Origin of the sequence: Paraflavitalea devenefica, assembly GCF_011759375.1 — a bacterium.
Classification (GTDB): domain Bacteria; phylum Bacteroidota; class Bacteroidia; order Chitinophagales; family Chitinophagaceae; genus Paraflavitalea; species Paraflavitalea devenefica.
The window spans coordinates 349,325-372,549 of sequence record NZ_JAARML010000006.1; the positions used below are offsets into that span (position 1 = coordinate 349,325).

19 protein-coding genes are annotated in these 23,225 nt (G+C 50.9%); 9 read left to right on the plus strand and 10 right to left on the minus strand.

The genetic code is table 11. The features are described from left to right. Window positions 1-114: 114 nt before the first annotated feature. From HB364_RS28865 to rimO, 5 genes are all read right to left on the minus strand, one after another. On the minus strand, window positions 115-1,275 hold the full coding sequence (locus HB364_RS28865; protein ID WP_246228646.1) for an aldose epimerase family protein: 1,161 nt from the start codon (window positions 1,273-1,275) through the stop codon (window positions 115-117). Window positions 1,276-1,338: 63 nt separating this feature from the next. Continuing rightward, on the minus strand, window positions 1,339-2,400 hold the full coding sequence (locus HB364_RS28870; protein WP_167291897.1) for a 4-hydroxyproline epimerase: 1,062 nt from the start codon (window positions 2,398-2,400) through the stop codon (window positions 1,339-1,341). 153 nt (window positions 2,401-2,553) lie between these two features. Beyond that, the gene (locus HB364_RS28875) at window positions 2,554-4,035 is read right to left on the minus strand and encodes an aldehyde dehydrogenase (NADP(+)) (RefSeq protein WP_167291898.1); all 1,482 of its coding nucleotides are present in this window, start codon (window positions 4,033-4,035) and stop codon (window positions 2,554-2,556) included. A 100-nt stretch (window positions 4,036-4,135) separates the two neighbouring features. Continuing rightward, on the minus strand, window positions 4,136-5,071 hold the full coding sequence (locus HB364_RS28880) for a dihydrodipicolinate synthase family protein (RefSeq protein WP_167291899.1): 936 nt from the start codon (window positions 5,069-5,071) through the stop codon (window positions 4,136-4,138). Between the two features lie 252 nt (window positions 5,072-5,323). Continuing rightward, on the minus strand, window positions 5,324-6,631 hold the full coding sequence (gene rimO / locus HB364_RS28885; RefSeq protein ID WP_167291900.1) for a 30S ribosomal protein S12 methylthiotransferase RimO: 1,308 nt from the start codon (window positions 6,629-6,631) through the stop codon (window positions 5,324-5,326). Window positions 6,632-6,835: 204 nt separating this feature from the next. On the opposite strand from rimO, the gene HB364_RS28890 reads away from it, so the two are divergent. After that, window positions 6,836-7,318 (plus strand): hypothetical protein, encoded by a 483-nt coding sequence (locus HB364_RS28890; protein WP_167291901.1) that lies wholly within the window; start codon window positions 6,836-6,838, stop codon window positions 7,316-7,318. Between the two features lie 104 nt (window positions 7,319-7,422). Here the strand turns inward: HB364_RS28890 and ftsY are convergent, their stop codons facing one another. The 5 genes from ftsY to HB364_RS28915 all read right to left on the minus strand — a co-directional run bounded on the left by ftsY (window position 7,423) and on the right by HB364_RS28915 (window position 9,711). Beyond that, on the minus strand, window positions 7,423-8,388 hold the full coding sequence (ftsY, locus tag HB364_RS28895) for a signal recognition particle-docking protein FtsY (RefSeq protein WP_167291902.1): 966 nt from the start codon (window positions 8,386-8,388) through the stop codon (window positions 7,423-7,425). Window positions 8,389-8,496: 108 nt separating this feature from the next. Continuing rightward, complete coding sequence (locus tag HB364_RS28900; RefSeq protein ID WP_167291903.1) at window positions 8,497-8,667, minus strand: DUF4295 family protein; 171 nt, start codon at window positions 8,665-8,667, stop codon at window positions 8,497-8,499. A 92-nt stretch (window positions 8,668-8,759) separates the two neighbouring features. Then, window positions 8,760-8,942 carry a 50S ribosomal protein L33 gene (rpmG, locus tag HB364_RS28905; RefSeq protein ID WP_167291904.1) on the minus strand — a complete coding sequence of 61 codons (183 nt, stop codon included), beginning with the start codon at window positions 8,940-8,942 and terminating at the stop codon, window positions 8,760-8,762. A 32-nt stretch (window positions 8,943-8,974) separates the two neighbouring features. Beyond that, window positions 8,975-9,211 (minus strand): 50S ribosomal protein L28, encoded by a 237-nt coding sequence (gene rpmB / locus HB364_RS28910; RefSeq protein ID WP_167291905.1) that lies wholly within the window; start codon window positions 9,209-9,211, stop codon window positions 8,975-8,977. A gap of 137 nt (window positions 9,212-9,348) precedes the next feature. Continuing rightward, complete coding sequence (locus HB364_RS28915; protein ID WP_167291906.1) at window positions 9,349-9,711, minus strand: hypothetical protein; 363 nt, start codon at window positions 9,709-9,711, stop codon at window positions 9,349-9,351. Window positions 9,712-9,908: 197 nt separating this feature from the next. On the opposite strand from HB364_RS28915, the gene ppk1 reads away from it, so the two are divergent. The 8 genes from ppk1 to HB364_RS28955 all read left to right on the plus strand — a co-directional run bounded on the left by ppk1 (window position 9,909) and on the right by HB364_RS28955 (window position 23,158). Continuing rightward, window positions 9,909-12,023, plus strand: coding sequence for a polyphosphate kinase 1 (gene ppk1, locus HB364_RS28920; protein WP_167291907.1), 2,115 nt, complete (start codon window positions 9,909-9,911; stop codon window positions 12,021-12,023). A 31-nt stretch (window positions 12,024-12,054) separates the two neighbouring features. Continuing rightward, entirely contained in the window at window positions 12,055-12,960 is a 906-nt protein-coding gene (locus tag HB364_RS28925) for a Ppx/GppA phosphatase family protein (protein WP_167291908.1), read from the plus strand. Between the two features lie 219 nt (window positions 12,961-13,179). Continuing rightward, window positions 13,180-13,995 carry a 3-methyl-2-oxobutanoate hydroxymethyltransferase gene (gene panB, locus HB364_RS28930; protein ID WP_167291909.1) on the plus strand — a complete coding sequence of 272 codons (816 nt, stop codon included), beginning with the start codon at window positions 13,180-13,182 and terminating at the stop codon, window positions 13,993-13,995. Window positions 13,996-14,201: 206 nt separating this feature from the next. After that, window positions 14,202-16,787, plus strand: a complete 2,586-nt coding sequence (locus HB364_RS28935) for a TonB-dependent receptor (protein WP_167291910.1) — start codon at window positions 14,202-14,204, stop codon at window positions 16,785-16,787. A 147-nt stretch (window positions 16,788-16,934) separates the two neighbouring features. After that, window positions 16,935-18,458 carry an L-piperidine-6-carboxylate dehydrogenase gene (gene amaB, locus HB364_RS28940; protein ID WP_167291911.1) on the plus strand — a complete coding sequence of 508 codons (1,524 nt, stop codon included), beginning with the start codon at window positions 16,935-16,937 and terminating at the stop codon, window positions 18,456-18,458. 254 nt (window positions 18,459-18,712) lie between these two features. Beyond that, window positions 18,713-20,167, plus strand: a complete 1,455-nt coding sequence (locus HB364_RS28945) for an OmpA family protein (protein ID WP_167291912.1) — start codon at window positions 18,713-18,715, stop codon at window positions 20,165-20,167. Between the two features lie 290 nt (window positions 20,168-20,457). Further along, entirely contained in the window at window positions 20,458-22,161 is a 1,704-nt protein-coding gene (locus tag HB364_RS28950; RefSeq protein ID WP_167291913.1) for a S8 family peptidase, read from the plus strand. Window positions 22,162-22,594: 433 nt separating this feature from the next. After that, the gene (locus HB364_RS28955) at window positions 22,595-23,158 is read left to right on the plus strand and encodes a DinB family protein (RefSeq protein ID WP_167291914.1); all 564 of its coding nucleotides are present in this window, start codon (window positions 22,595-22,597) and stop codon (window positions 23,156-23,158) included. The last annotated feature ends 67 nt before the right edge of the window (window positions 23,159-23,225 follow it).

Here is a 23,225-nt window from a genome sequence, read left to right on the forward strand (position 1 = left end):
CGTCCCCTCCGGGAGACACTGCGGGGAAATCTATTTCTTTGATGTTATGAAATAGAAAAGCCGCCCGGGCAAGAGCAATGACAATCATTAGCCACCCGGACGGCTTTCCGGCTTTTATTTCGTTGAGAACTTATAGATCGTTGTTTGTGTATAGGTCTCTCCCGGTTTCAATACGGTATTCGGGAAAGAAGGCTGATTCGGTGAATCAGGGAAATGTTGTGTTTCCAGGCAAAGACCAGCATGTTTTACATACTTTTTGCCGCCCTTTGTATTGGTCAATGTTCCATCCAGGAAGTTACCGGAATAGAACTGTACGCCCGGCTCGGTGGTGAACACTTCCATGTAACGGCCACTGGCAGGATGATACAAAGCACCGATCAGCTCCAGTCCGGCTCCTTTGCTCAATACCCAGTTATGGTCAAAGCCGCCGGGTACTTTGGCAATATCATTCCCGATCTTCTTGGAGGTAGTAAAATCCATCGGTGTACCTTTTACATCGGGCAGTTGACCGGTAGGGATCAGCTTAGCATTAACGGCGGTGTACTTATCTGCCTTCAGCATCAGCTCATGGTCCAGGACGGTAGAATCGGCGCCGGCACTCAGGTTAAAATAAGCGTGGTTGGTCAGGTTGAGCGGCGTCGCTTTATCGGTAGTAGCCTTGTACTCGATCTTCAGCTCATTGCTACCGGTCAATGTGTACACCACTTCGGTATGCAGGTTGCCGGGATAACCTTCTTCGCCATCTTTGCTATCGTACGTCAGCTTCAGGCTGCTGTCGCTCAGCGGGGCGCCTGTCCATACCACTTTATCAAATCCTTTCAGTCCACCGTGCAGGGAGTTGCCATCGTTGTTGCCCGCCAGTGTATAGGTCTTGCCATCCAGTGTAAACTTGCCATTGGCAATCCGGTTGCCATAACGGCCGATCAGGGAACCAAAGTAAGGATTGCCTTTCTGCTGGTAACCGCTAAGGGAATCAAAGCCCAGTACCACATCGCCGGCAGCACCGTTCTTATCGGGCGTTATGAGGTGGGTAATGGTACCTCCATAGTTCAGGATCTTCACGCTTACCCCATTGCCATTGGTCAGGGTGTATTCAATCACTTCTTTTCCGTCAGTCGTTCCAAAGGGCGCTTGTGTCATACTCATTTTTGCGGCTGTTGTTGTTGAATCAGTTTTTGTGTCGGTAGTAGTGCTGGCATTGTCGTTGCAACCGATCATGGCAGCAGCCATGCTGATGCAGAAGAAAGAACAAGTAATCAATCGTGTGGACTTCATATAGCTGGTTTAAATTTTAAAACGTTTTGCCCTTGAGCCATAACTACCGGACCCTTTCAACAGCTACAATACCTGGAACCCATGCGCGTAGGGATCATCCTGCGGGTCGATGGAAATACTATTATAACCATAGATCTTTGCCCATCCCTCAATACTGGGCCTGATGGCCGGCTTACCGGAACCGAAAGCGTTGGGTATCTCTTCTTCGATCCGGCCGATAAATTTAGAGCCTATAATGCTTTCATGGATAAATTCATCGCCTTTTTTTAATTTACCCTTTGTGTACCATTGGGCCATCCTGGCCGAAGTGCCGGTACCACAGGGCGACCGGTCGATGGCCTTATCGCCATAGAAAACCGCATTGCGGGCTGTAGACGTTTTATCCAGCACTGTACCCGTCCACAGGATATGCGAACAGCCATTGATGGTGGGGTCTTCGGGGTGCACAAACTCGTACTTTGCATTGATGCGTTTGCGCAGTTCCCGCGCCCAGGCGATCAGCTTATCGGCCGCATAGTGTTCCAGCCCTTTGAAGTTTTGCTGCACATCTACAATGGCGTAGAAATTACCACCGTAAGATACATCTATTACCAGCTCGCCCAGGTCGGGACATTCCACCGTTAATTCGGTGGCCGCAAGATACGCCGGAATATTTGTCAGTTTAACGCTTTTAACTTTGCTGCCCTCCTGCCTGTATTCGATCAGTACCAGGCCGGCCGGCGCTTCCATGCGGATGACGCCCGGCGTTTTGGGAACGATCAGTCCTTCTTCCACCGCCATGGTAATGGTGCCAATGGTGCCATGGCCGCACATGGGCAGGCAGCCACTGGTTTCAATGAAGAGTACGGCTACATCATTTTTGGGATCGTGCGGCGGGTACAGGATACTTCCGCTCATCATATCATGACCGCGCGGTTCAAACATGAGGCCTTTGCGGATCCAGTCATATTCCTTTAAAAAATGCTGGCGCTTTTCACTCATGTTGGCGCCGGTTAAAGCGGGGCCACCGCCGGCCACCAGCCTTACGGGATTACCGCAGGTATGCGCATCCACACAATGAAACACGTGCCCCTGTAAGGGCTTCGCCAGCGTGGAAGTCGTTTTTGTAATGGGGTTGTTCGTCATTGTTTCTTCTTATACTTAAGTTCTCCGCAGCGTCCCCTCCGGGAGACACTGCGGGGAAGAGATTTATGGCGCAGTTGGTGAGCCACCTGGATTCTCCGCAGTGTCTCTTCCAGCCAGGCTTTTGTGTGCAGGTGGAAGGACGCTGCGGCCTTTTTATATACTGTCTTTTGTTACTTCGTTGTTCACTGTTCTCCAGATGCCCAGCGGGTTGCCGTTCTTCAGTTCAGCGGGCAGGAGGCTATCGGGCCATCCCTGGAAGGAAACCGGCCTTGCAAAACGCTTGATACCATCGGCCCCTACCGAAGTAAAGCGGGCATCGGTGGTAGCGGGGAATGGTCCGCCATGGTGCATGCTCAGGCATACTTCCACACCGGTGGGCACACTGTTGAGGATAAACCTGCCGCAGATGTTTTGAACGGCTTCTACCAGTTCGTCCTGTTCCAGGATATCCTGTTCGGTAGCCATCAGGGTAGCAGTGAGCTGCCCCTCGAGGTGCTTCGCCACCTGCAGCATTTCGGGTATATCGGCACAACGGATCACCAGTGAATAAGGGCCAAATACTTCCTGGTGCAATACCGGGTTATTGAGAAAGGCTTTGCCGGTAGCCGAAGCGATGGCCGGCACGCCCTGGTTGGCCACAGGGGCTGCAGCTGATTCGGCCACGGTAGTCACTTCCTGCTGGGATAAAGCGGCTGACTTTTTCTCACCATAGGCTTTGGCAATACCGGGGTGCAACATGGTGCCTGGCGCAACCTGCCTGATCTCATTGCCGAGGGCAGTGATGAATTCCTGCAGCGGCGCTCCTTCTATACCAATGATGAGACCGGGATTGGTGCAAAACTGTCCGACCCCGAGGGTGATGGAGCCGGCATACAGTTTGGCAATATCGGCGGCGGATTGCTGCAATTTGCCGGGCAGGAGCCATACGGGGTTGATGCTGCCCATTTCGGCAAATACCGGGATGGGTTCTTTCCGCTGGTTGGCCCAGTCGAACAGGGCTTTACCGCCCCCATAGGAACCGGTAAAACCTACCGCTTTGGTATAAGGATGGGTAACGAGGGCTTTTCCTACTTCGAAGGATGCGCCATGCACATGGGCGAAAATGCCTTCCGGCAGACCCAGTTGCTGGGCCGCTTTCAAAATGATCTGCGCCACGATCTCAGAAGTACCTGCATGGGCGGGGTGTGCTTTCACAATCACCGGGCAGCCGGCTGCCAGGGCACAGGCCGTATCGCCGCCGGCCGTAGAATAGGCAAACGGGAAGTTACTGGCGCCGAATACCACTACCGGCCCCAGAGGTACCCCCATTTTGCGGATATCCGGTTTGGGCGGAGTGCGGTCGGGATTGGCTGTATCAATACGCGCTTCCAGCCACTCCCCTTTCTCACAAGCCGCTGCATAGCTGGTGAGCTGGAATACGGTACGTGTTTTTTCATTGCGCAACCGTGCCTCGGGGAGATTGGTCTCCTGCATGGCGGTTGGTATCAGTTCATCCGGGGCATTGTCGAGCCCGGCTGCGATGGCCCGCATGAAACCGGCCCGTTGCTTCAGCGACAATTTACGGTAGGCATGAAAAGCCTTCCAGGCCTTTTCCATAATAATATTGATCTCCGCTACGGTAGTATCTTTAAACATAGTAGAATGCTTTAAACATGAAAAGGCAAAGGTACTTTACCATGCATTGAGAGGTGGCACCTTTTCAAAAGATGTCACCTCTCCAGGCAGTTTATTCACTTTACAGGTAGTTGTTGGCCATTGCCAGGTTCATATAGTCGGGCAAGGCAGGCCTTGTGCGGATACCTTCATTGATCACTTCCAGTATCCTTTCCCGCTCTTCACCGATCAGGCGCAGGCGGGGCGCCCTTACGTATTCGGAACCAATGCCGGCTTGCGTAGCAGCCAACTTGATGTATTGTACCAGTTTGGGATGAATGTCCAGGTCGAGCAGGGGCATAAACCAGCGGTAGATGGCGGCGGCCTCTTCCAGTTGACCGGCTTTTACCAGGCGGTAAATCGCTACCGTTTCACGGGGGAAGGCATCCACCAGGCCGGCTACCCAGCCATCAGCGCCCATCACGAGCTCTTCCATGGCGAGGGGATCCACACCACATAAGATCTTAAAGCGGTTGCCAAAACGATTGATCATGCGGGTTACATTCGATACATCGCGGGTGGACTCTTTCACGGCGCCGATGTTCCGGCATTCGGCCAGCTCCTCAAACATGTCCAGCGTGATCTCGATCTTATAATCAACCGGGTTGTTGTATACGATGATGGGCAGGTTGGTAGACTGCGCTACGGTTTTGAGGAAGGCCACTGTTTCGCGGTGATCGCTTTTGTAGCGCATGGGGGGCAGCAGCATTAAACCATGGGCGCCCCATTTGGCGGCATTGGCAGCCTGCTGTATTGCTTCGCGGGTAGAGCCTTCTGCTATATTGATGAGCACAGGCACCTGCCCGGCAGTTTTTTGCAAGGCGGTCTTAACGAGTATTTCTTTCTCAGGGGTAGTCAGCACACTGGCCTCGCCCAGTGACCCTCCCAGGATAACACCATCAACACCGGCATCCAGTTGGGCAGCCAGGTTCTTCTCAAAAAGGGGTATGTCCAATTCATCATCCGCTGTAAACTGTGTAGTTAGTGCAGGGAAAACACCTTTCCATTCAAAATGCATGGGCTAAAAATTTTGAGGACAAAACTACGGCGCTACGAATTGATTTATTTTGCGGTATTTAATCAGTTTTAGTACAATATTCTCCTAACGGCTGTTCAGGGTTTCGCGTTATGAGTTCCGGGTTCTTCCCGTGTAGCCCGCTAATAAAATTACTTTGTTGCTGAAATGGCTGTTCTCTCAGGCTGCTTAAGTTAAGCAACCAGCTTGAACAGCGGTAGCAACCCGAAACTTAGCACTCGAAACCCGAAACCGTTATACCACTTCCCCTTCCAGGTCATAGTCATAGGCCTTGGTGATCTTTACGTTCACAAATTCGCCGGGGGTTAACCGTTTGGTACTGTTAATGATCACTTCATTGTCTACTTCCACGCTATCGAACTCTGTACGGCCCAGGTAGCGGCCCGATTCTTTTTTATCAATTAGTACCTTGAATGTTTGCCCGATCTTTTCCTGGTTCTTCTCATAGCTGATCTCCTGCTGCACTTCCATGATCTCCTGCGCCCGGCTTTCTTTTTCTTCCTGGGGAATATCATCTTCCAGTGTATGGGCGGAGGTACCTTCTTCGTGTGAGTAAGTGAAGATGCCCACGCGGTCGAAGCGGTGCTGCCGCAGGAAGTCTTTTACGTCTTCCACATCCTGGGCTGTTTCGCCCGGGAAGCCGGTGATGAGCGTGGTACGCAGGCAAATGCCCGGCACTTTTTCCCGGATGGCAACAATCAGCTCATCCATTTCGCCCTTGGTGATCTGGCGGCGCATGGCTTTCAGCATGGGATCGCTGGCATGCTGCAAAGGCATATCGAGGTAATTACAGATGTTGTCGCGTTCGCGCATCACATCCAGTATTTCCAGCGGGAATTTGGAAGGGTATGCATAGTGCAACCTGATCCAGTGCAGTCCTTTTACATCGGCCAGTTTGTGGAGCAGGTCGGCCAGCATGCGTTTTTTATAGATGTCGAGGCCATAATAGGTAAGCTCCTGGGCGATGAGCATGATCTCCTTCACGCCCATCTGAACCAGGCGTTCTGCCTCCTGCACCAATTGCTCGATGGGCCTGCTCACATGCGCGCCCCGCATGAGGGGAATGGCGCAAAAAGAACAGGTACGGTTACAGCCTTCTGATATCTTCAGGTAGGCATAATGCCTGGGCGTAGCCAGCAGGCGCTCACCCAGTAATTCGGCCTTGTAATCAGCCTCGAATTGTTTCAGGATCAGGGGCAGCTCCATGGTGCCGAAATAGGCATCCACTTCGGGTATCTCCTGCTCCAGGTTGTTGCGGTAACGTTCGCTCAGGCAGCCGGTTACGTATACTTTGTCCAGCTTTCCCTTGCGTTTCAGGTCTACCTGGTCTAAAATGGTATTGATGGATTCTTCTTTGGCCTTGTCGATAAAGCCGCAGGTATTCACCACTACGATGTTGTGGTCAAGGCGGGCGTTCTCATGCACTACGTCAATATCATTGGCCTTTAACTGGCCGCTCAGCACCTCACTGTCTACCATATTCTTGCTACAGCCCAGGGTAATAATATTGACCTTATCTTTTTTTAGTGACCTCGTTTTCATAATAATATAGCCTGCAAAGGTACTGAGGATATGCCGGAATTATGCAATTAAGAACACCTAGTTGCCAACTGACAGCCCTTCTGTGCATTAGTAACTTATATACAGGGCATTACACTACCGGGAAACCGGTATTTTGACCCCGAAACTGCGAGTTGGGGAACATTTGGCACAATATTTATAACAACCTGCTGTAAAATGAACAGCATGAAGAAAATAACCATTATTGCAGTAGCTATGATCTGTTTGCTCTCCCTCACGCAAACAGCCTTTTCCCAATCAACCGGCCCCACTTACAGAACTGCCCTCGGCGCCAAAGCCTATTTTGGCGATGGTACTACCGGTGGCATCAACCTCAAACATTTCCTGAACAGTAAAGGCGCGCTGGAAGCCTCCCTGCTGTTTGAAAGAGGCCATCTGGGGGTGGAAGGTTTGTACGACTGGCATGGTGATATCACTGGCGCTTCCGGCCTGAAATGGTATGTTGGCGGTGGCGCTCTGCTTTTCTTCCCTACTGATGATGATTATGGTGATGATGTGTTGTTTGCCCTTCGTGGAACCCTGGGCCTGGATTACAAGTTTACCGGCGCCCCGATCAATGTATCGTTCGACCTGAACCCGGTCTTTGCCCTTACCCCGGATACTGATTTCGACTTCTGGGCGGGCCTTGCTTTCCGCTTTACGTTCTAAGTTTTCAACCTTTCCTTATAAAGCAAAAGGGTGAGCCGCCTTTGGAAGGCGACCCACCCTTTTCCTTTATATGCTATACAGTTCGTGGCGAGTGGCCGCGAAGCCTAACTCTTCTCCAGATTAAACAAGCTGTCTACAAACTCGTGCTTGTCAAAGACCAGCAGGTCTTCCATCTTCTCCCCCATGCCAATGAACTTGACCGGTATTTTAAACTGGTTGGCAATGGCCAGCACCACGCCGCCTTTGGCCGTACCGTCGAGTTTGGTAATGGCCAGCGCCGTTACATCGGTAGCGGCTGTAAACTGTTTGGCCTGCTCCAGGGCATTCTGCCCGGTAGAGCCATCCAGCACCAGCAATACTTCATGGGGTGCTTCGGGGATATGCTTTTGTATTACGCGTTTGATCTTGCTCAGTTCATCCATCAGGTGCGCCTTGTTGTGCAGCCGGCCGGCCGTATCAATGATGACTACATCAGATCCTTTCGATACCCCACTTTGTACAGTATCAAAAGCCACAGAAGCCGGATCAGCGCCCATGCCCTGCTTTACAATCGGTACTCCTACCCGCTCACTCCAGATGGTCAACTGGTCTACCGCGGCAGCCCGGAAGGTATCGGCGGCGCCCAGTAACACCGATTTACCGGCTTTCTTGAAGTTATAGGCCAGTTTGCCGATGGTGGTGGTCTTGCCCACACCATTCACGCCTACCACGAGGATCACAAAGGGTTTGGCCGGCAGGGTAGATTCGAAGGTATAGGCGTCGGCTTCCGGTGCTTCCACCAGTATGTTCTCTATTTCCTGCTGCAATATGTTGTTCAGTTCGCTGGTGTTGAGGTACTTGTCCTTCGCCACCCGTTTTTCAATGCGCTCAATGATCTGTACGGTGGTTTCGATACCCACATCGGCGCTTACGAGCGCTTCTTCGAGGTTATCCAGTACTTCATCATCTACCGAACTTTTACCGGCAATGGCTTTGGTCAGTTTTGACAGAAAACCGGTCTTGGTTTTCTCCAGCCCCTGGTCGAGTGTTTCCTTCTCTTTTTTGCCGAATAATTTATTGAACAGGCCCATAGTGCAATTTAAGAATACAGAATTCAGAATCCAGCATACAGAATATGAGAAATACAAAAAGCTGTTCCGGTACAGAACAGCTTTTAATATTGTACTTACTTATCCAACTTACTTTTGAGCTAAGTATTCTTTCACCTTATCCTTGTGCACGATAGCTTCTTTAAAAGTATATGCACCTGATTTGGGGCTGCGCACAGCACGGATCACTTTGGTCCAGTTCTTTGCTTCAGCAGCCAGTTTGGGGTCCTTCTTGATCGCGGTTTTAGCTGACTTTGCCATATATAATCAATTTGAAAATTAGCGAATTTGAGCATTTGAAATTGAGTACAGTACTAATCATTTTCGAATTAGCACATTACCCTATTTTCAAATTACTTGATTTCCTTGTGAACGGTTACCTTTTTGAGGATCGCGTTGAATTTTTTCAGTTCCAGGCGCTCCGGATTGTTCTTCTTGTTCTTGGTAGTGATATAGCGGCTGGTACCGGGCTTACCACTGGTTTTGTGCTCAGTGCACTCCAGGATTACCTGTACTCTGTTTCCTTTCTTTGCCATTGTTATAGACTTTGACGGTGTTTACTAACTAATTAAATTTTCTCGCCTTTGGCCCTCAACTCCTTAACCACACTGATCAGTCCGCGCTTGTTGATGGTACGGATACCTTCAGTAGACAGTTTCAGGGTAATCCATTTGTCTTCTTCAGCCAAAAAGAAACGTTTAGTCTGCAGATTGGGCAGAAAACGGCGCTTTGATTTGATATTTGAGTGGGAAACGCGGTGCCCAGACACTGGAACTTTACCTGTTACCTGACATACTCTTGCCATGACTTCAAAAATTTAGGACGGCAAAGGTAGGAATTAGCATCGAATAAAGAAAAAGAAAATCAAGGTTTTTGCGAGAAAGGTTGTCCACAGTGTGAATTTCGGGAGAATAAGTCAAAATCAGGGGATTACGAGTCAGATTATTTCTTTAAAAAGAGCAGGATAAATCCAAATGTAGCAGCTATTTGCCCAACCCAGAAAATAAACATCCACCTTACGATCTCTACCCGTGTGCTGGAAAGATCTTCTTTTGTAGCAAATTTGAAATCCAAATGTGCAAATTCCTTGGCAATGTATGCCTTCATATGCCCAAACTCCAGGTCCATATGCTCATTTAACAGCTTTATATCCTTCTGCACCATTTGCTCCAAGTGTTTATGTTTATCTGCCTGTTTTTCCTCCACTACATTCTGGATGACTTCTACCAGTTCCTTCGCTTCTGCTTCCTGTAATTTCAGGTTCTTCCTGAAAATATCATATAACCTGATACTAATTGTACTCATAAAATTAGACCAATTTTTACGATTAATGCCGGGCGCTTTACAAACATAATATTTTTTTATTATTAATAAAAATGACAATAAGATATTTTGTCAGCCCACAAGTCCATGAAAAACAGTCTAATGAATTAATAATTCCTTAATTTAAAGTTGTTTTTGCCTGCAACACCTTTGGCAAAAGCTACGTTTAAATGACACTAATGAAAAGAAAGACCATAGCAAGGGATATCAGTTGGTTATCGTTCAATGCCCGGGTATTGCAGGAAGCCGCCGACCCCAGCGTGCCGCTGCGGGAGCGCATCAAGTTTTTAGGCATCTTTTCCAATAATATGGACGAGTTCTTCCGGGTGCGCGTAGCCACCCTGAAACGCATGACCGAAATGGGCAGCAAGCTCCGGAATATGCACCTGGAGCAGGCGCCTGACCGCATCCTGGACCAGATCCAACAGATCGTACTGGAACAACAGGCCGAATTTAACCAGATCTGGGAAACCATTCGCAAGGACCTGGCGCGGGAGAAGATCTACCTGGTGAATGAACGGCAGTTGAATAAAGACCAGCAGAAGTTTGTGCATACCTATTTTGAGGAAGAGGTGCGCTCCAATATCATTCCCCTGATGGTGGAAAGTATTCCCCAATTCCCCTATCTCCGCGATAAATCCATTTACCTCGGTGTGGTGCTTTCCCGTAAGGATGCCACCCTCCGGCGCAAGTATGCGATTATTGAGGTGCCTTCCAAAGCGATCGGCCGCTTTATCAAGCTGCCTTCCCCGGATGGCGAGCACCATATTATCCTGCTGGAAGATGTGGTCCGCTTTAACCTGAAAAGCATTTTTGCCTATTTCGGGTATGACCGGTACCAGTCGTGGGTGTTTAAGGTGACCAAAGATGCGGAGCTTGACCTGGATACCGACCTCTCCACCTCCCTGATCCAAAAGATAGAAAAGGGCCTTAAGAACCGGCGTAAGGGCAAACCTGTGCGCTTTGTATACGATAAGGAAATGGATGATGGGCTGCTGGCCTACCTGATCCGCAAGCTGAATATTTCCCGGAAGGAAAGTGTGATACCCGGCGGGCGCATCCATAATTTCCGGCACTTTATGGACTTCCCGGATGTGTTCCAGCGCAGGGGGCAGCGGAAGAAACCCTTCCTGCATCCCCTGCTGAAGAATACGATGCGGGTAACGGATACGATATTGCAAACGGATATTATGCTGAATTTCCCCTATCACTCTTTCAGTCCGGTGATAGACTTGTTGCGCGAAGCGGCCATTGACCCGGATGTTACTTCCATTAAGATCACCGCTTACCGGCTGGCCTCGAATTCCAAGGTGATCAATGCCCTGATCAATGCGGTACGTAATGGCAAACATGTGACGGTGATGCTGGAACTGCGGGCCCGTTTTGATGAGGAGAATAACCTGGAATGGAAGGAGCGCCTGGAATTGGAAGGCGTGAAGGTGGTGATCGGTATTCCCAATATGAAGGTGCATGCCAAGATCTGCCTGATCAAGAAGCGGCAGAATAATCATACGATCCATTATGGTTTTGTAAGCACGGGTAACCTGAATGAGAAAACAGCTTCGCTGTATGGCGATCATTGTTTGCTCACTGCCGACCGCTTTATTATGGCCGATGTGAACCGCCTGTTTAATTACCTGGAGAAACCCAAGGACGGCGCCAGGTTCCTGAAGGCCTGTAAAACACTGATCCCCTGCCCTATCAGTCTGCGCCGTGAACTGCATAAGCTCATCAATAAGGAAATACGCAATGCCCGGGCAGGCATACCAGCCGCCATTACGCTTAAGATGAATTCCCTGTCGGACGAGGAACTTATTATGCGCCTGTATGAAGCGGCGCGGGTGGGTGTGGAGATCAAACTCATCATCCGGGGTATTTTCTGTCTATACTCAGAAAATAAGAAGTTCAAGCATCCTGTGCGGGCCCTCAGCATTATTGATGAGTTCCTGGAACATGCACGGGTATTCATCTTCCACAATAATGGAGAGGAAAAGGTATTTATCTCATCGGCCGACTGGATGGTGCGCAATCTTGATCACCGTGTAGAGGCTACCTGCCCCATCATGGATGAGAATATTAAGAAAGTGTTGAAAAATATACTGGAAATTCAATTGAGTGATAATGTAAAAGCCAGAATTTTGGATAATGATCTGACCAACCGGTATGTGCGCGACAGAAAACAGAAGAAGGTCAGGTCGCAGGTAGAGATCTATAATTACCTGCATCAGAAAACCAGTTCGGTATTGGGTATTGTACACCCGCCTGCCGAACCGGTGGTAGTGACTGCTACCTGATGCGGGCCGGACATTTATACCATACTAATTCATGAGACTGGCGGCTATTGATATAGGCAGTAATGCGGCGAGATTGCTGATATCCGATGTAACCATACAGGGTAATGGCAAACCGGTGTTCCAGAAGATCAACCTCATCCGGGTGCCCCTGCGACTGGGTTTTGATGTATTTGAACAACAGGAGATATCGCCCGAAAAAGTGGCCATGATCATGAATACCCTCAAGGCTTACCGCCACCTGCTGGACGCCTATGAGGTACAACACGTAAAAGCCGCCGCCACTTCGGCCATGCGCGATGCATCCAATGCACGCGCTATCCTGCAACGGGTAAAAGACGAAACCGGTATTGACATCGAGGTGATCACCGGCGATGCAGAAGCCTCCCTGATTTACGAGAACCATGTTGCCGAAAATATGGACACCGACCACGCCTACCTGTATATTGATGTAGGCGGTGGCAGCACCGAACTCACTTTCTTTGCGGATGGCAAGCCGGTGTTCAAGCGCTCTTTCAATATCGGCACCATCCGCCTGCTGAAACAGCAGGTAGATGACTGGCACTGGGAGGAAATGAAAGATGTGATCAAACGCGAGACCCGCGGCCATGACAATGATATTGTCGCCATTGGCTCGGGTGGTAATATCAATAAGGTATTTTCTATCTCCAAACGTAAGGAAGGCAAGCCCCTGCAACTGGAACTGCTGAAGGATTATTATAAGGAGTTCAGCAGCTTTTCGCTGGAGGACAGGATGCGCTTGTATAAGCTGCGCGAAGACCGGGCCGATGTGATCGTTCCTGCCCTGCAGATCTATATCAACGTGATGCGCTGGGCCAATATCACGGAGATCTATGTGCCCAAGATCGGTCTGGCGGATGGGTTGATACAGTACTTGTATGAAGAGCTGAAGCTGAAACAAAAACTGCCGACGGTGTGATTCCGGGTTTCGGGTTTCGGGTTTCGGGTTTTGTGTTTCGGGTTCTTTGGATGTAACAACTTACTTCTTTTTAAAATAGCTGCTATCGCCAGGGCAACTCCGGTGATCAGCCCGTTTAAAGCATACAAAATTTCCCAAAGTGCAGCAACAACCCAAAACTCCAAACACGAAACCCGAAACTTTCATACCTTTCCGCCCGCTTAATAAAACGCACCCCGTATGTCGGTTAATAAAGAAGTAAAGCGGATCACGACCAATACCCTGCAAAAAATGAAGTCGGTAGGCGAAAAGATATCCATGATCACGGCCTATGATTATTCTTTTGCCAGGTTATTCGATGCTGCCGGTATAGATGTGATCCTGGTTGGCGACTCTGCCTCCAATGTGATGGCGGGCCATGAGACCACGCTGCCCATTACGCTGGACCAGATGATCTACCATGCTTCTTCAGTGATCAGGGGGGTGGAACGTTCCCTGGTGGTAGTAGACCTCCCCTTCGGCACCTACCAGGGCAATTCCAAGGAAGCGCTGGCATCGGCCATCCGCATTATGAAAGAAACCGGCGCCCATGCCGTAAAGCTGGAGGGTGGTGAAGAGATCGTTGAGTCGATCAAACGTATCCTTGCTGCCGGTATTCCTGTGATGGGACACCTCGGATTAACTCCTCAGTCTATTTATAAGTTCGGCACGTATACGGTGCGGGCCAAAGAAGAAGCCGAAGCCAATAAGCTGCGCAGCGATGCCAAACTGCTGCAGGAGTCCGGCTGCTTTGCCATGGTGCTGGAAAAGATCCCTGCCCAGCTGGCCAAAGAAGTATCGGAAAGCATTGCCATTCCTACGATCGGCATCGGCGCCGGCAGGCATTGCGACGGGCAGGTGCTGGTGATGCACGACCTGCTTGGTATTAATACCGAATTCAAGCCCCGTTTCCTGCGTCAATACCTCAACCTGCATGAACAGGTAACCGGTGCGGTGAAGCATTATATCAAGGATGTGAAAGACAGGGATTTTCCCAATGAGCAGGAGCAATATTAGGAGAACCGGCAGTCGGCAGTGCGTTTGCTTCGCAAGCAGATTTCTCGCCCTGTATACACGCTGAACAGGCAAGGACGTATGGCAGGGCTCGAAATGACAATTAAGAAAGGGGCGTTTCACCCTTGCGGGTTCATGACAACTAAGAGGGGGCTCATGGCTTTGTCGGTTAAATGCGTTAAATTACAATATAACCAACAAGACTTTTTATGAGAAAACCGCTCCTGTTGCTGGCGCTGATCGCCAGTTCTTACCTGCTATACGCACAGCAAACTGTTTCCGGAACTATTAAAGACGCCAAGACCAAAGAGCCCCTCCCGGGCGCCTCCATCACGATCAAAGGAACCAACCAGGGAACCACTTCCTCCGCTACCGGCACTTTCACCATCAGTATTCAAAAAGGAGATATACTTGTTGTCCGCTACATCGGTTATGCCGTTTCTGAAGTAACGGTGGGCGACCAGGCAACACTGGCTATCGAACTATCGCCCCAATCGGGCAACCTGCAGGAGATAACGATCGTGGGCAGCCGCCGGCTGGGCCGCACCGCCACCGAAACGCCGGTACCCATTGACGTGATCGATATTAAAAGCATTGCCCGTCAAACCGGCCGGTTCGATGTGAATAATATGCTGCAGTTTGCCACCCCCTCTTTCAATGCCAATAAGCAATCGGGCTCCGACGGCGCCGACCATATTGACCCGGCCACGATCCGTGGCCTCGGCCCTGACCAGACCCTGGTACTGATCAACGGGAAAAGAAGGCATCAATCGTCGCTCATCAACCTCTTTGGCACGAGGGGCCGCGGTAATACGGGCACCGACCTGAACGCCATCCCTGCTGCCGCCATTGAACGGGTGGAAGTACTGCGCGATGGCGCCTCTGCCCAATATGGCTCTGATGCCATTGCCGGCGTGGTGAACGTGATCCTGAAGTCGTCCGTGAATGAATTCTCTGCCAATATCAATACGGGGGTATATGATGCCAAGAAGTACCGCCGCGACCGGAATTATGATGGGGAGAGCTTCCAGCTCAATGCCAATTATGGTACCCGCATCGGTGAGAAAGGGTTTATCAATTTCACCGCCGATTACCTCACGAATGCCAAGACCAACCGGGTGCCGCCTCCCGGCGCCGTTACGTATCGCCGTGAGTTTGGCGATGCTTCTGCTGAAAACTACAGCGCCCTCTTCAATAGTGAGATACCTGTTTCGGAAAATACTTCCGTGTATGCTTTCGGGGGCTATACCCATCGCTTTACGGATGCCTATGCCTGGTCGCGCGACCCGGATGATGACCGGAATGTGAAGGAGATCTATCCCAATGGATTTGACCCGCGTATTCAATCGGCTATTGATGATAATTCCATTTCCGTAGGCGTACGCACGGTACACAACGGCTGGAATATTGACCTGAATAATACGTACGGCAAGAATAAGATGCACTATTATGTGGATGGCACGCTGAATGCTACCCTGCTGGCCAAGTCGCCCACACATTTCGATGCCGGTGGCTTCTGGTTCTCCCAGAATACCACGGGCATTACTTTCTCCAAACCTTTTGATGTGGCCGAAGGCCTCAACGTAGCGTTCGGCGCTGAATACCGCACCGACCGCTATGCTATTTTCGCCGGCGAAGAAGGCTCCTGGCAAAATTATGGCGTGATCGATACCCTGATCGATAACCGGATCGTGAAGTATGATGTGTTGCAAAGGCCGGCCGGCTCACAGGGCTTCCCCGGTTTCCAGCCCAGGAATGAAGTGAATGCCAGTCGCACCAATTTTGGCAGTTATGCAGATGTGGAACTGGATGTGACGAAGGCCTTATTGGTGTCAGGCGCTGTGCGCTATGAAAAGTACAGCGATTTTGGCGGCACCCTGAATGGTAAGCTGGCCACCCGCATCAAGGTAGCGCCCGGCTTTAACCTGCGCGCTTCCGTGAGCACCGGCTTCCGCGCGCCTTCCCTGCAACAGACTTATTTCAATACGATCTATACCAATTTTGAACAAGGCGTGCCCATTGAGATCCTGCTGGCCAATAACCTCAGCACAGTGACCCGCACACTGGGTATACCGCCACTCACCGAAGAGAAGTCGGTGAACCTGAGCGCCGGTTTCACGGCCAAACCCGTGAACGGCCTTACGATCACGGTAGACGGTTACCTGATCAATGTGAAAGACCGCATTGTACTGACCGGCACGTTCGACCAGGATGATCCTGATATCGGCTCCGACCTGGCCGCCCTGAATGTAGGCGCCGCCAATTTCTTTACAAATGCGATTGACTCGCGCAATATCGGCCTGGATGTGATCGTCACGCACAGCGCGCCGCTGGGCGATGGCCGGTTGAATACTTCCTTCGCCGCCAATTTTAATAAGCTAACTATTGAAGACATTCATACGAGTCCCAAGTTGGTGGGCAAGGAAGAGAATTACCTCAGCGCGCGGGAACGCTCTTTCATTATCGCTTCTGCGCCCAAAAGCAAGATGAACCTTACGGTGGATTATAGCACCAACAAGTTCAGCGCTACTGCCCGCCTGGTACGTTTTGGTGAAGTGACCCTGCTGGGCTATGATGACCTGCCCAATGTGTATGACCCGAAGATCACAACCGACCTGACGGTGGGTTATCGTTTTTCGAGGAATGTGGGCCTTTATGTGGGTGTGGACAACCTGTTTAATGTATACCCCGATGAGCAGGACCAGGAGAATACGGAAGAAGGCGGGCTGTGGGATTCGGTGCAGATGAATTTTGGGGGACGGCATTATTTTGCGCGGTTGAGTTTTACATTTTGATAACACTCGCTCGCCTCCGGCGAGTGAGGCTATTGGCAAGCCTCCGGCTTGCAAGAACAAGCCGGAGGCTTGTAAATACCCCTCACCAGCGGGACGCTGGCGAGTGAATACAGATTCCGTACTTTTGCCGTCTTAACAAAAGAACGTATGGATTTTCTTGCTTCGCTCAAAATACAAGGTAATAATGCCGGGGTGTCTACCGGCGCCACCTGGATCAATAGCTCCGGAAAGGCTATTGAATCTTATTCTCCGGTAGATGGGAAACTGATTGGCACGGTGCAAACTGCTGACGCTGCCAGTTATGAAGCCGTTATTGCCAAGGCACAGGAAGCGTTCCTGGCCTGGCGGCAATGGCCTGCCCCCAAGAGAGGCGAGATCGTGCGCCAGATCGGGGAAGCCCTCCGGCAATATAAAGAGCCGCTGGGCAAACTGGTGTCTTATGAAATGGGCAAGAGCCTGCAGGAGGGTTATGGAGAAGTACAGGAGATGATCGATATCTGTGATTTCGCCGTAGGACTCTCCCGCCAGTTGCATGGCCTCACGATGCACAGTGAGCGCCCGGCCCACCGCATGTATGAGCAATGGCATCCACTGGGTATTGTGGGCATTATTTCCGCCTTCAATTTCCCCGTAGCCGTGTGGAGCTGGAATACGATGCTGGCCTGGGTATGCGGCAATGTATGCGTGTGGAAGCCTTCTGAAAAGACACCGTTGTGCGCGGTAGCCTGTCAGCATATTGTAGCCGAAGTATTCGCTAAAAATAATGTACCGGAAGGTGTGTGCGGACTGATCGTGGGTAACCGCGATGCCGGGGAATGGATGGCCGCCGATACCCGCATACCACTGGTATCTGCCACCGGCTCCACCCGTATGGGCAAGGCCGTAGGGGCTGCCGTAGGCGCGCGCCTTGGGAAGGCCCTGCTGGAACTGGGCGGTAATAATGCGATTATTATTTCCAAAGATGCCGACCTGGACATTGCCGTCCGGGGCGCTATTTTCGGGGCGGTAGGTACTGCCGGGCAACGCTGCACTACTACCCGCCGCCTGATCATCCAGGAAGACGTATACGATACGGTCAAGAATAAACTGGTGGGCGCCTACCAACAACTGAGCATCGGCGACCCGCTGGATGAGAAGAACCATGTAGGTCCGCTGATTGATAAAGACGCTGTGCGCCTCTACTCAGCCTCCATTGAAGCCTGTAAGAAAGAAGGCGGCCAATTCATTGTGGAAGGCGGCGTACTGGAAGGGAATGGTTATGAAAGCGGTTGTTATGTGAAACCCTGTATTGCCGAAGCGCAACCGGGTTTTGCCATTGTGCAGCATGAAACGTTTGCCCCCATTTTGTACCTGCTGAAGTATAAGACGCTCCATGAAGCCATTGCTATCCAGAACGGGGTGCCCCAGGGGCTTTCCTCCGCTATTATGACCCTCAACCTGCGGGAGGCGGAACAGTTCCTTTCGGCTGCCGGCAGCGATTGCGGCATCGCCAATGTGAATATCGGCACTTCCGGCGCTGAGATCGGCGGCGCTTTTGGCGGGGAGAAAGAAACCGGCGGTGGACGCGAAAGCGGCAGCGATGCGTGGAAGGCGTATATGCGGAGGCAGACGAATACGATCAATTATTCGGCTCAATTGCCACTGGCACAGGGGATTAAGTTTGATTTGTAGATAGCGAGTGGTAAATGGCGAGTGGCGAGTGGGCTTTTGCTTGGATAGCCCGGATCGGAAGCCGCAGAGTCCCCTTCGGGAGACTCTGCGGGGAATATAAGTGGTAAATGGCGAGTGGGCTTTTGCTTCGATAGCAGCAAAGCCAGAGGCTTTGAAATAGGCGTCACCAGCCAGAGGCTGGCGACTGGATACTTTTCCCCTATACTTTTTTGTCGTCCAATTCGTTAATAGTTGTTGGAAATCTAATGTCGTTTATGAAAAAATTGATTACGCTGCTGTGCTTACTGGTGGTTGCGGGTACTGGTTTTGCCCAACTCAGGGTGGCTATCCTGGGCGGCCCCCACTCCTCCTCGGTGAAAGAAACCAATAGTTTGCCCGGGTGGACAACCGATGTAGAACCCTTCTACGCCAACCGGGGCGGTTTTAATGCCGGTTTCCTGGCAGAGATTCCCCTCGACGCCTCCGGCCGGTTATATCTTCAGCCAGGACTTTTCTATATGTCGAAGGGCCGGAAATACCAGCGGTTCAATGATACCACAGTGATCCAGACCGACACGCTTTCCGTGAAATCGAATTTCTTTACGAATTATATTGATCTTCCCCTGAACCTGACCTTAAAGCTGCCCCTGGGCAAGAAAAGCAAGTTCTTTTTGAGCGCAGGCCCTTATATCAGTTTGTTTTACAATGGCAAAAGCAGCCAGGAAACGGTGGTAGCCGTTGGGGATTCTGTCCTTAAGTTTGATAAAACAGAAGATGATCTCGAGGTGGGTAAAGCCACAAATAAGGCCAAAACCTTCGATTATGGCATTAATGGCCGCGCCGGTTTTGAGCTGGGCGGTGTGATCCTCTCCGGCTTTTTCAGCCAGGGACTGGGGAATTTCTTCCAGCCCGATTATGACGCCACGTTTAAACACAAAGTGATTGGCGCTTCGGTAGGCTTCTGGCTCAATAAAGGTCCCGCCCTGGCCCCCAAAAAGCCCAAAGACAGGGATAAAGATGGTATTCCCGATGCAGAAGATGGCTGCCCCACCCTGCCCGGTACCGCCCTTTCCAAAGGCTGCCCGGATAAAGATGGGGATGGAATTCCCGATAATGTAGACAAGTGTGCCGATGTGGCCGGTGTAGTCGCCTATAAGGGCTGCCCCATCCCCGATACGGATAAAGACGGTGTGAATGATCCCGACGATAAATGTCCGAATGAAGCAGGCCCTGCCTCCAATAATGGTTGTCCGCTGCCCAAACCTGAACCGGACACCGATGGAGATGGTGTGATCGACTCGGCAGACAAATGTCCCACCGAATCGGGTAAACGTGAAAATAATGGCTGCCCGGTGCCGCCTGTTATCCAGCAGGAAGTGATCGAAAAGGTGAATTATGCCGCCCGCAATATCCTCTTTACGAAGGGAAGCGATAAGCTGGCCGCCAGCTCTTACAAAGCGCTGGACGAGGTAACCGCCATCCTGCAGAAAGAACCTTCCCTGCGCCTGGTGATTGACGGCTATACCGATAATACGGGACAAGCCGCCACCAACCTGCTACTGTCGCAAAAACGCGCCGATGCGGTGCAAAAATACCTGACCGATAAGGGTATAGCGGCCAGCCGGTTGAACGCCACAGGCCATGGACAGGCCAACCCCATTGCCCCCAATACGACCGAAGACGGGCGCAATAAGAACCGGCGGGTGGAACTGAAACTGGAAAGGCAATAAACTCCTTACGAAGTATTCATAGGGCCACTCATGTAATCTTATCGCATGAGTGGCCTTCTTTTTATATTTTGGAAACCTGGCCGGGAAGTTTCGGGTTTCGGGTTTGGGGTTTCGGGTTCTTTGGTGCGGCGGGCTGATGAAAGGCAACCTGACTTAGCGCCAGGCAGGAGAAAACGGGCTGGCTTTTTCCAAATATTAACGTTAATGAATAGTAAAAAAGAAGATATTTGCGGCTTTGCAACAAACGTATCGTGTTACAAAAACATCTGAGAGTAAGTAAATCAATGACAATGATCAAACCGGTAAAAGTTACAGGGCTGGCTGTCGCCCTTGTGTTGACAGGATTTATCGCGCAGGCGCAACAGGATGAGCATGCACAATCCGACGAATTACCCAAAGGCTGGCATTTGCTGGACAAAGCCAAAGACGGTTATTATGGCATCAGTGTAGATAAAGCCTATGAATTCATCAAGCTGAAGAAGCTGAAAGGAAAAACAGTGGTGGTCGCCGTTATTGACTCCGGCGTTGATACCCTGCATGAAGACCTGAAAGAAGTGCTGTGGAAGAATCCCAAAGAGATCCCCGGCAATGGCATCGATGATGATGGCAATGGCTATGTAGACGATGTGTATGGCTGGAATTTTATCGGTAATAAAGACGGCCGCAACCTGAAGCAGGACTCTTATGAAGGCGCCCGTGTATACCACCTGCTGAAACCCAAATACGATGGCAAAATGATCAATCCCGCCACGCTGAAAGGCGATGAGCTGGAAGAATATAATATGTGGGTGAAAGCCAAGGCCCGGATCGAAGGCCATAACGGAGAACCACAACTCGACCTCTATATGCTGAAACGCCTGCTGAAAGGCGCCAAGCAAGGCGACAGTATTTTGCAGGTGGCCCTGAAGAAGGGTACGTATACCGGTAATGACCTTGATACGATGAGCACCGCCACCGAAGTAGATAAGGCTGCCCGTGCCAATATCCTGTACCTGTTCCGCGCCAACCAGCGCATGGACCAGACGAATAAAGAACTGATCGGCGATTTCGATGAGTTCGTAGCCGGTGAAGAAAAGAAGGCAGAAGCCAAGGATAAGGTACCCCCTCCTTACCGCGCCGAAGTGGTAGGCGATAATGAAAATGATATTACCGACAAGTATTACGGCAACAACGATGTGATGGCCTCTACCCCCTTCCACGGTACCCACGTAGCCGGTATTATCGGCGCCGTGCGCAATAATGGCAAGGGCATGGACGGCGTGGCCGATAATGTAAAGATCATGATGATCCGCGCCGTGCCCGACGGCGATGAGCACGATAAAGATATTGCCCTGGCTATCCGCTATGCGGTAGACAATGGCGCCAAGGTGATCAATATGAGCTTTGGCAAGGATTTCTCTCCCCAGAAGAAATGGGTGGATGAAGCCGTTCGCTATGCCGACAGCAAGGGCGTATTGCTGGTACACGCTGCCGGTAATGACGCCAAGAATGTAGACACTGCCGATAATTTCCCCAACCCGGTATACCGGGGCGTGAAAGGCAAGGCTACGAACTGGATCACGGTAGGCGCCAGCGGCGACCCCAAAGCAGGTGGCATTACCGCTTCCTTCTCCAATTATGGCAAGAAAGAAGTAGACGTATTCGCCCCCGGCGTACGCATCTATTCCACGATCCCCGGCACCACTACGTATGGCAACGCCCAGGGTACCAGCATGGCCTCCCCGGTAGTAGCCGGCGCCGCCGCTTTCCTGCTGGAATATTTCCCCTACCTCACCCCCGAGCAAGTGAAGTACTGCCTGGAGAAATCGGCGCAGTCGCCCGGCGAGAAGGTGAATAAGCCTGGTACAGATGATGAAGTGAACCTGTCGGATATCAGTAAGACCGGTGGGGTGATCAATGTGTATGAGGCGGCTAAGATCGCGGCTACGTTGCAGCCGAAGACAGTGGTGAAGAAGAAGGCGGCGAAGCCTGTGTTGCAGAACAAGAAGGGATAAAGCAATTCATTAAATTTATTAGAAGCGTCTGTCTGATAAGACAGGCGCTTTTTATTTGCTTTTGCTTTGTTTTTTCTTTTGCTTTGTTCGCACTGCGTGCGGGGCTTTTTCTGTTCTTTTTTCTTGACAAAAAAGAACCAAAAAGTCAAGGCAAACCCGAATGCCTCCGGCCGGTTTGCCACCCACGCCACCCCAGGTATTACTTTGCTGACTAATTGCTGGCTTTTATGCTTTGGAATGGATGGTTGTTGGTAAAGGGCTGGTACTTTTTGATTCCTCCTATGCTGGGGTTCTTGATTGTTGGTATCTTCTTGCTTTTACTCGTTGGCTTTTTTACTCACTACACACTAATCACTGGCTTTGGGGCTGCGGCCTGTTAGGGGCCTTTCCATATGTCAACACTTTTTAATAGCTTTAGCTAAATAACCTGCTTATGATCAGCCGGAAGGAAGTTGCCACTACGGTGCCTGAATCTTTTAAACGATATGTGAATGCCATCTCCGAGAACAATCTGGAAGAAGCCCTGCGGAAGAATACCAGGCGTTTCCGCAAGCTACTAAAGAATATTCCCAAGAAGAAGATCAATTATGCCTATGCCGAAGGCAAGTGGTCGCTCAAGGAAATGTTGCAGCACATCGTAGATGCCGAAAGGGTGTTCACCTTCCGCGCCCTGCATTTTGCCCGCAAAGACGGCGCACCCCTGCCCGGCTTCGATGAGAATGTATGGGCCATTACCGCCAAGGCGCCCAAACGTAGCTGGAGCGACCTGGTAGATGAGTTCCTCGCCCTGCGCGCCGCCAATGAACTGTTCTTTACCGCCCTCGATGAAGACCAGTTGCTGGCCACCGGTACTGCCAATAACAATCAAATCAGCGTGGCCGGTCTCGGCTTTGTATGTGCCGGCCATGTGGCGCATCATATGAATATTATTAAGGAACGTTACTTAGGAGAGTATCCACCGCTCAAGCCGGTGCGGAAGAAGAAACGGCAGGCGTGAGCTTGTCACTTTCTTTGCCTTTGGAGTGGATGCCTGTTGGTAAGAGGCTGCTACTTTTTGATTCCTC